This is a genomic window from Aeromonas sp. R1-1 (assembly GCF_040908495.1).
Taxonomy (GTDB): domain Bacteria; phylum Pseudomonadota; class Gammaproteobacteria; order Enterobacterales; family Aeromonadaceae; genus Aeromonas; species Aeromonas veronii.
Window position 1 is genome coordinate 1 of sequence record NZ_JBFODV010000235.1, and the last position, 8546, is coordinate 8546.

Genomic DNA, 8546 nt, shown 5'->3' on the forward strand with positions numbered 1-8546 from the left:
TGCCCATGATGCAAACTTGAAGAGGATGGTGGTGATCAGATCTCCGAGTCCTCAGTAAGTTCCCTTCAAACTGCATCGATTTAGGCAACAACGCCACGTGGAACAAAACTTGCTGTATCCCTCCCCTTAGATTCCGGCAACCGGTCGCGAGGGGCCCATGACACCGACCTTTATCAAAAGCAATGCTGCCGCCCAGCTCACCATGGCCGTCGAGGTGATGGATGAACAGGGCACGATGAACACCCGCCAAATCGCCTGTGAGCGGCCACTGACTGTCTACCTCAACTGGAAGGAGATAGTGACCCTGATGACGCTGGGGGCCCGCCCCGAGGCGCTGGTGTTGGGTTATCTGAAAAATCAGGGTTTTATCGAAGATATCTCGGCCATCGAGTCGGTGATCGTCGACTGGGAGAGCGAGGCCGCCGCCGTGGTGAGCAGCCAGCAGGCCGACGATCTCGACAAGTCACTGGAGAAGAAGACGGTCACCTCAGGCTGTGGTCAGGGCACCATGTATGGCAGCGTGATGAAGAAGCTCGAAGGGGTGGTCTTGGCGGCGCCCGAGCTTAAACAGAGCACCCTCTACGCCCTGCTCAAGGCGCTGTCGGCTCATAACGAAACCTACAAGATGGCCGGTGCCGTCCATGGCTGCGCCATCTGTCGCGGCAGCGAAATTCTCTCCTTTGTCGAGGATGTGGGGCGCCACAATGCGGTGGATACCCTGGCGGGCGAGCTCTGGATGCGCGGCGAGAGTGGCCACGACAAGATCTTCTACACCACCGGGCGGCTTACCTCGGAGATGGTGATCAAGGTGGCGCAGATGGGTATTCCGGTGCTGCTGTCGCGCTCCGGCGTCACCCAGATGGGGCTGGATCTCGCCCGCCAGCTCGGCATCACCATGATTGCCCGCGCCAAGGGGCGCCATTTCGAGGTATTCAGCGGCCACGACCATATGGTGCTGGACGAGAAGCCGCCGGTGCTGGCGCCCAGTCCGGCCGGTCGCGGGATGCGGGATTAAGTCATGAACGAGTTTATGAACGTGAAGCAGGTGGCGGAATACCTCGATCTCAACGAGAAGAAGGTCTACCAGCTCGCCAACGAGGCGCGCATCCCCGCCACCAAGGCGACCGGCAAGTGGCTGTTTCCCCGCTCCCTGCTCGACCGCTGGCTGCTCGGCAGTTGCCACGAGGGGGTGATGAACGACCGGCTGCTGCTGGCGGGCTCGGACGATGTGCTGCTGCACTACGCCAGCAGCCGCTTGGCGCAGCAACTCGGCACCCAGGCACTGGTGGGCTACACCCCGTGCGGCACCCGTCAGGGGCTGGCGATGCTGGCACGCGGCCATGTGGATCTCTGCGCCATCCACTGGGGGCAGGCCGAGGAGGCCCACCTGCGCCACCCGGCGCTGGTGCAGCAGTATCAGGGCCACCGGCAATGGGTGATCGTTCATGGATTCAGGCGGGTGCAGGGGCTGGTGCTGCGGCAAGGGCTGCAACCCAAGGAGGCGAAAGAGGCGCTCGACTGGCGCTGGGCCATGCGTCAGGAGGGGGCTGGCAGCCAGCGCGCCCTGCAGGAGTGGCTGCAAACCCAGGGGGAGTCGCTGACCCGGCTGGAGCGCACCCTAGAGGTCAACAGCGAGCGGGAGCTGGCCGCCGCCATCAGCCGTGGCGATGCCGATGTGGGGCCCGGTGCCCAGAGCACCGCCACCGAGTTTGGCCTCGGCTTTATGCCCTTGTCGCAGGAGTGCTTCGATCTGGTGATGCCGCAGGGGGTCTTCTTTCGCACCCTGCTGCAGCAGCTGATCGGCTGGCTGCAATCCCCCGAGGGGCGCGAGCTGGCGGCCCGCCTCGGCGGCTATGACCTGACCCAGAGCGGCAAGCTGGTGTGGAGCCCGCAGTAAAGAACCACTCACCCACAGACAAAACAGCCCGCCAACCATGTTGACGGGCTGTTTTTATAACGGGCCTTTTTATAACAGCATCAATCGCTTGTCTCACGCCCCTCGGCATTGAGCGCAATGCGCCACCCTTCCAGTTTCGCGGGCTCGCTGCCGCTGGGCAGCAAGGCGTGGCTGCGCAACCGCACGGTAAAGCAGCTCCCCTGCCCCGGGGTGGAGTCCACCAAGAGCTCCCCACCCCAGCGGCTGATGATGCGGTGGCTCAGGGCCAGCCCCAGACCGGTGCCGGTGGCGCGGGTGGTGAAGAAGGGGTCGAAGATCTTGTCGATAATGGCCGCCTCGATGCCGCTGCCGTTATCGATCACCCGCACTTCGGCCCCGCGCAGCTGACCCAGTTCATCGACCCAGTCGCGGCTCTCGACCCGGATCTCCCCCTGCTCCCCCAGCGCGTGGCTGGCGTTGACCAGGAGGTTGATCAGCACCTGTAGCAGCTGCTGACGATCCGCCTCGATGGGCTGCTGGGCCCTGAGATCGGCCACCAGCTCCACCTGCTGCTGACGCAGGGCGGAGCGCACCAGGGTCAGACTCTCCTCGATGATGGGGTTGAGGTGCTGCCACACCGGCGCGGTCTCGTAATCGCCGGGGCGAGAGTATTGCAGCAGGCTGCGGGTGATGGCGCGAATCCGCTCGATCTGGGCCAGCACCAGCGCCAGCTCCTCGCTGACCGGCTCGGCCGCCTCCCCCAGCTCCAGCTTCATCAGCTCCACATTGCCGAGGATCACCGCTAGCGGGTTGTTGATCTCGTGGGCCACCCCGGCCGACAGCTCGCCAAGGGCCGCCAGCTTCTCGCTGATCAGCAGCTGCTGGCGCGCCTCGGTCAGCATATGGATATGATCTTCTAGTTCGGCGGTCTTGAGCTCGAGGCTCTGGGTACGCTCGGCCACCTTCTGCTCCAGCTCGTCGGCGCTGCGAGCCATCTGCTGCTGATGCGCTTCTTGCCTGTCCAGCATGGCGTCGAACTGGCGACCGAGCTGGGCCAGCTCGTGGTCGGGATCGAGGGCCAGCGGCCCGATGCGAGCCGACTCCCCGGCCTGCACCTGCCGCACTACCTTGTGCATCCGCTCGATGGGGGAGAAGAGATCCCGCGCGCCGCGATAGACCAGCAGGCCGGAGAGCAGCAACAGCAGCACCACGCCGGAGCCCAGCTCCACCAGATTGGTGAGGTAGGTGCGGATAATGGGCCACTCGAGAAAGCCCACATAGAGCATGCCGAGCCGCTCGCCCCGGGCTCCCAGCAGCGGCTCGTAGCCCGAGACATACCAGGCATCGTGGACGAAGGCGCGGTCAACCCACATATCCCCCCGCCCCAGTACCTGCTCGCGCACCGGCGGCGAGACCCGGGTGCCCACCGCCCGACCCACCTGACGGCTACTGCTGACCGGTACGTTGGTGCTCACCCGCAGATCGTCGAGAAACAGGGTGACGGTGCCAACGCTGCCATCCGGCAGGGTGTTTTTGGCAAACACCTGACCCTTGAGCTCATCCACCAGCCGGGTGCTGCCGTTAACAAGCTCGCCCCCCTCCAGCACGGCCCAAAGGGAGCCGTCGCGGCCCATCACCGGCGTCAGTGAGAGGCTGATCAGCCCCCTGTTCTCCACCACCCTGGTGCCATCCCGCTGCCACAGCACGGCCCGCTTGGCCAGTTGCGGGGAGAGGGCGAGCATCTCCTGCTGTGACCAGACCACGAAATGACTGACGCTGCGCCCGGCCGTGAGGGCGGCGCGCTCCTGCGCCGTCAGCTGATCCAGCTCGGGGCCACGGCGCAAGCGCAGAAAATCGAGACCATAGTTGGCCGCCAGCGGCATCACCCAGTCATGCAACTGATCCGGCGATTCCCGCAGCCGAAGCTGAAAGGCCCAGGCATCGCGCAGATGCTCGAGATGCTCGGTCTGGCGCTGCTGCTGCACAGTGATGGCGTGGTGGGCCACCCCGAGATCGCTGCGTACCGTGGTGAGCAGGTTCTGCCAGCTGTAGGTGAGGGTCCAGTAGAGGGTGAGCGCTATCATGCCCACCAGAGTGAGCATGATGGGCACCGAGGTGAGCAGCAGCAGGCGCCAGCGCACCTTGGTGCGGACGCAACGGGGCAACAGGGCACGCATACAGCGGGAGAGCAGGGTCAGTTTCATCGCCCCCCCATCCGATCAGCCTTCCTCATTCGATGGCCCACTCCTTGAATTTGCGATCCAGCGTCTTGCGCGCCACCCCAAGCACCCGGGAAGCGGCAGACTTGTTGCCATCATGGCTCGCCACCACTTGCAGGATGTGGGCTTTTTCCACCTCCGCCAGCGGCCACGCCAGCGGATAACCCTCCTCGCTCGCCCCCGGTTCGGCCGGCTTGCTGCTCTGCCAGTAATCCGCCGGGGGCTTGCCCAGCAGCAGGCAGCGCTCGATAAGGTTGCGCAGCTCCCGCACGTTGCCGGGCCAGGGGTAAGCCTGCATCGCTACCACATCCTCGTGGGTCCAGCTCAAGGAGCCCATCCCCATCTCGGCGGTAAGCTGGCGGGTAAAGTGATGCACCAGTGCGGGAATATCATCGATCCGCTCCCGCAGCGGGGCGACCGGCAGCGCCACCACGTTGAGACGATAGAAGAGATCTTCGCGAAAGCGGCCCGCCTCCACCTCGGCCTTGAGGTTGCGGTTGGTGGCGGCGACGATGCGCACATCCACCGCCAATTCGCGCTCGGCACCGACCGGGCGGATGGCCTTCTGCTCCAGCGCCCGTAGCAATGAGGCCTGCATGGCGAGCGGCATCTCGCCGATCTCGTCGAGAAACAGGGTGCCCTGATGGGCGACCCGGAACAGGCCGTCACGCCCCTTGCGGGCGCCGGTAAAGGCACCCTGCACGTGGCCGAACAGCTCGCTTTCCAGCAGCTCCGGCGCGATGGAGGCGCAGTTGAGGGGCACAAAGGCCCCCATCCGGCCGGAAAGTTGATGCAGGGCACGGGCCACCAGCTCCTTGCCGGTACCGGACTCCCCCTCCACCAATACGGCGGCATTGGAGGGGGCCACTCTGGCGATGAGCGTCTTGAGCTCGCGGGTCTTGGCACTGTCGCCAATCAGGGTGGGCGGGAACAGCTTGCTCACCTCCCGGCGCAGCAGCAGGTTCTCCCGCTCCATCTGGCGGCGCTCGATGACTCTGTCCACCGCCTGCACCATCTGATCGAGGTTGAAGGGCTTGAGGATAAAGTCGCTGGCGCCGAGGCGCAGCGCCTTGAGGGCGGTCTCCATATCGCCAAAACCGGTCATGAAGATGATGTCGCTGCGGCGGGTGGCGGGGTCTATGGCCTCGTGCCACTCGATGCCGGAGCGCCCCGGCAGCCGGATGTCGGCGATGATAAGGTCGAAGTGAAGGCGGCAGCGCAGGGCTTCCGCCTCCTCCACGCTGGCGGCAGTCTCAATCTGGGCAAAACGCTTGGCCAGCGCCTTGGCCAGAAAGCTGCGCATGCCGGGCTCATCGTCAACGATAAGCAGGGAGAGGGCAGACCAGCGGCTGGGAGGGAGTGTCATGGAAAAAAGTACCTCGGATGCACGTACGGTCGGTGAATGTCCCGATAACCGGAACCTTAGTGGGACATTTTGTCCTTACCGTATCAAAAGCACCAACACCAATTATTAAAAGCGATAACAAGCTCACCTAATTGATTCTAATAAGCTTCTGTTTTTAAACGGCAAACCTTGAATGCAGCGGCAAAGGAACAGTTTGGCACCCTGCTTGCTTACTCTTGCCCTCTCCTCATCCACCCTGAAAAAAGTTGCATCACGATGACGATAAAAACCAGCCTCAAACGTTTTGCCCTCTCCCTCGCCGCCAGCCTGCTGATCGCCGGCGCGGCCCACGCCGAAGCGGATACTAATGCCACAAAAGCGCCGATCCGCCTCGCCACCACCACCAGCACCGAGCAGTCCGGTCTGCTGGGCTGGTTGCTGCCCCAGTTCACCAAGGAGACCGGTTATCCGGTGCAGGTGATGGCGGCCGGTACCGGCCAGAGCCTGAAGATGGGCGAGAATGGCGACGCGGATCTGGTGATGACCCACGCCCCCTCTGCCGAGAAGAAGTTTGTCGACGCGGGCTTTGGCATCGAGCCGGTACACCTGATGTATAACGACTTCGTTATCGTCGGCCCGGCCAAAGACCCGGCGGGTCTCGGCAAACTGCACGACGCGGCCAAGGGGCTGCAAGCCATCAAGGATAAGGGCCAGACCTTTATCTCCCGCGGTGACGAGTCCGGTACCCACATCAAGGAGAAGACCCTGTGGCAGGCCGCTGACGTCAAACCCGAGTTTACCGGTTACAAATCCATCGGCCAGGGGATGGGCCCGACCCTGACCATGGCCTCGGAGCTGGGTGCCTACACTCTGACCGACCGCGGCACCTGGCTCGCCTACCAGAGCAAGCTGGATCTCGCCGTGCTGCTGGAGGGTGACAAGCGCCTGTTCAACCCCTATCAGGTGATCCTGGTCAACCCCAAGCGCTACCCGGATCTCAACACCGAAGGGGCCCGCACCCTCAAGAACTGGCTGGTCTCCGAGCATGGCCAGAAGCTGATCGGCGACTTCAAGGTGGCGGGTCAGGCGCTGTTTGTGGCGGATGCCAACGGGAAATAATGGCAACCCTAACCCCTGCGATGACCTTGATGGCCCTCCCCCGGTTCACTGAGGGAGGCGCCTGATGCCGACCTTGATCGAAACGACCGTATTGACGGCCCTCGCCCTGCACGATGAGAGAGAGGTCTGATGCCGACATTGATCGACACGACATTAGCGGCCCTCGCCCTGCTGTTCAGTGGTGACACCGAACTGTGGCAGGTGGTGGGGGTCTCCTTCTCCGTCTCCTGCATCGCCCTGCTACTGGTGCTGCTGCCCGCCTTGCTGCTGGGCTTTGCCCTGGCCTATCTGCCGCTGCCCGGCCGCTGGCTCTGGCTCTCCTGCATCAATACCCTGCAATCGGTGCCGACCGTGGTGATTGGCCTCTTGCTCTACATGCTGCTGTCACGGGCCGGCCCCTTTGGCGACTGGAAGCTGCTCTTTACCCAGCAGGCGATGGTGGTGGGGCAGATGCTGATCGCCTTCCCGGTGATCGCCACCATGGCCCACGCGGCGTTTGTCCAGAGCGATCGGCGCGCCTGGGAGACCGCCCTGACCCTGGGGGTCTCCTGGCCCAAGGCGCTGATCGGCCTGATGCACGAGTGCCGCTTTGGCCTGCTGGCCGCCATCATCGGCGCCTTCAGCCGCATAGTCACCGAGGTGGGCTGCTCCATGATGGTGGGGGGCAATATCCTGCACTTTACCCGCAATATCCCCACCGCCATCGCGCTGGAGACCCAGAAAGGGGCCTTCACCCAGGGGGTGGCGCTCGGCATAGTGCTGCTCACCCTCGCCCTCTTGCTCAACCTGCTGCTGACCGCGTGTCGCGGCCACAGCTATCTGAAGAACTGACCATGCCCCCACTGTGTACCAACAGGAGTACCCCATGGCCCTGACCGCCCACCAGCTAACGATGCGCTTTGGCGAGCGCCAGCTGTTCGAGATTGACCGGCTCGCCATCGCACCGGGGGATGCCATCTGGCTGCATGGAGCCAACGGGGTGGGCAAGACCACCTTGCTCAAAATCCTGGCGGGGCTGCTGGCACCCACACGCGGCCACACCAATCTGCCGGGGCGCTGGCAACAGCGGCTCAACCGGTTGCTCAAGCGGGATCTGGGGCCGGGCCGGGTTACCTATCTGCACCAGACTCCCTATCTGTTCGATCGCACGGTGCACGACAACGTGGCCTGGGCGCTCGATAAACAGCTCGGCAGCGAGATCCGGGTGTTCGAGGCGCTGCGCCGGGTCGAGCTGGAGGGGTTGGCGCGGGAGCACATCAGCATTTTGTCCGGTGGCGAACGGCAACGGCTGGCCATGGCACGCGCCTGGGCACTGCAACCGGCCTTTCTGCTGATGGATGAGCCCACCGCCAATCTGGATACACATTCGGTTGCCCTGATGGCCGCATTGGCGCAAGATCTGCGGGAACATGGCAGCGGCCTGGTCGTCATCAGCCACCAGAGCAATGCCCTGACCGACCTGTGCGAGCGGCAATGGACCCTCGCCCGTGGCCAGCTGCAAGAGACGACCCCTTTAAAAATCATCGAGCGACATGACTTCAAAAAGCGACAGCCACTCTGATCCCGTTGCCGTATCAGCAGTGATCCTGGCAGGAGGCCGCGCCACCCGGATGGGGGGCGAAGACAAGGGATGGGTAGCACTGGCGGGACGCCCTCTTATCGACCATGTTTTGGCGCGCCTGCGCCCCCAGGTAGATGAGGTGCTGATCAACGCCAACCGCAGTCAGGCCCGCTATCAGGCGCTGGCCCCGGTCATCTGCGATGACAACAACGACTATCTCGGCCCGCTGGCGGGCATGCAGGCAGGTCTTGCTGCCGCCCGTCACGACTGGGTGCTGTTTGTCCCCTGCGACGGCCCCGCCCTGCCGCTGGATCTGATGAGCCGCTTTCGCGCCGCCCTGACCCCACAGACCGAGCTGGTAGTGGCCCACGACGGCGACTGGTTGCAACCCGTGGTGGCCCTGCTGCACAAATCCCTGCTCCCCTC

General features: G+C 64.0%; 8 protein-coding genes. 6 read left to right on the top strand and 2 right to left on the bottom strand.

What is annotated here, in order from left to right; translation table 11 throughout:
* Positions 1 to 157: 157 nt before the first annotated feature.
* Complete coding sequence (locus tag AB5Y92_RS15500; protein WP_088868728.1) at positions 158 to 1015, top strand: formate dehydrogenase accessory sulfurtransferase FdhD; 858 nt, start codon at positions 158 to 160, stop codon at positions 1013 to 1015.
* Between the two features lie 15 nt (positions 1016 to 1030).
* Positions 1031 to 1897 carry a helix-turn-helix transcriptional regulator gene (locus AB5Y92_RS15505; protein ID WP_013723539.1) on the top strand — a complete coding sequence of 289 codons (867 nt, stop codon included), beginning with the start codon at positions 1031 to 1033 and terminating at the stop codon, positions 1895 to 1897.
* Between the two features lie 80 nt (positions 1898 to 1977).
* Here the strand turns inward: AB5Y92_RS15505 and AB5Y92_RS15510 are convergent, their stop codons facing one another.
* Entirely contained in the window at positions 1978 to 4080 is a 2103-nt protein-coding gene (locus tag AB5Y92_RS15510) for a cache domain-containing protein (protein WP_368227085.1), read from the bottom strand.
* A gap of 25 nt (positions 4081 to 4105) precedes the next feature.
* A complete protein-coding gene (locus tag AB5Y92_RS15515) occupies positions 4106 to 5461 on the bottom strand; it encodes a sigma-54 dependent transcriptional regulator (protein WP_019446240.1) in 1356 nt (451 codons plus the stop codon).
* Between the two features lie 255 nt (positions 5462 to 5716).
* Here AB5Y92_RS15515 and AB5Y92_RS15520 point away from each other — a divergent pair, with 255 nt between their 5' ends.
* The 4 genes from AB5Y92_RS15520 to mobA form a co-directional block, all read left to right on the top strand.
* Complete coding sequence (locus AB5Y92_RS15520; protein WP_236360774.1) at positions 5717 to 6559, top strand: substrate-binding domain-containing protein; 843 nt, start codon at positions 5717 to 5719, stop codon at positions 6557 to 6559.
* Positions 6560 to 6688: 129 nt separating this feature from the next.
* The gene (locus AB5Y92_RS15525; RefSeq protein WP_019446238.1) at positions 6689 to 7390 is read left to right on the top strand and encodes an ABC transporter permease; all 702 of its coding nucleotides are present in this window, start codon (positions 6689 to 6691) and stop codon (positions 7388 to 7390) included.
* Between the two features lie 34 nt (positions 7391 to 7424).
* Positions 7425 to 8120: an energy-coupling factor ABC transporter ATP-binding protein gene (locus AB5Y92_RS15530; protein ID WP_005362120.1), complete on the top strand. Its 696-nt coding sequence runs from the start codon at positions 7425 to 7427 to the stop codon at positions 8118 to 8120.
* On the top strand, positions 8092 to 8546 hold a 455-nt coding region (gene mobA, locus AB5Y92_RS15535; RefSeq protein WP_368227086.1), incomplete at its 3' end, for a molybdenum cofactor guanylyltransferase MobA. The genes AB5Y92_RS15530 and mobA, both read left to right, overlap by 29 nt.

Excerpts from the sequence above, each read along its gene's own strand:
- AB5Y92_RS15525 (WP_019446238.1), top strand. The coding sequence starts at position 6,689 with ATGCCGACATTGATCGACACGACATTAGCGGCCCTCGCCCTGCTGTTC.
- AB5Y92_RS15530 (WP_005362120.1), top strand. The coding sequence starts at position 7,425 with ATGGCCCTGACCGCCCACCAGCTAACGATGCGCTTTGGCGAGCGCCAG.
- AB5Y92_RS15505 (WP_013723539.1), top strand. The coding sequence starts at position 1,031 with ATGAACGTGAAGCAGGTGGCGGAATACCTCGATCTCAACGAGAAGAAG.
- AB5Y92_RS15520 (WP_236360774.1), top strand. The coding sequence starts at position 5,717 with ATGACGATAAAAACCAGCCTCAAACGTTTTGCCCTCTCCCTCGCCGCC.
- AB5Y92_RS15510 (WP_368227085.1), bottom strand. The coding sequence starts at position 4,080 with ATGAAACTGACCCTGCTCTCCCGCTGTATGCGTGCCCTGTTGCCCCGT.
- AB5Y92_RS15515 (WP_019446240.1), bottom strand. The coding sequence starts at position 5,461 with ATGACACTCCCTCCCAGCCGCTGGTCTGCCCTCTCCCTGCTTATCGTT.
- AB5Y92_RS15500 (WP_088868728.1), top strand. The coding sequence starts at position 158 with ATGACACCGACCTTTATCAAAAGCAATGCTGCCGCCCAGCTCACCATG.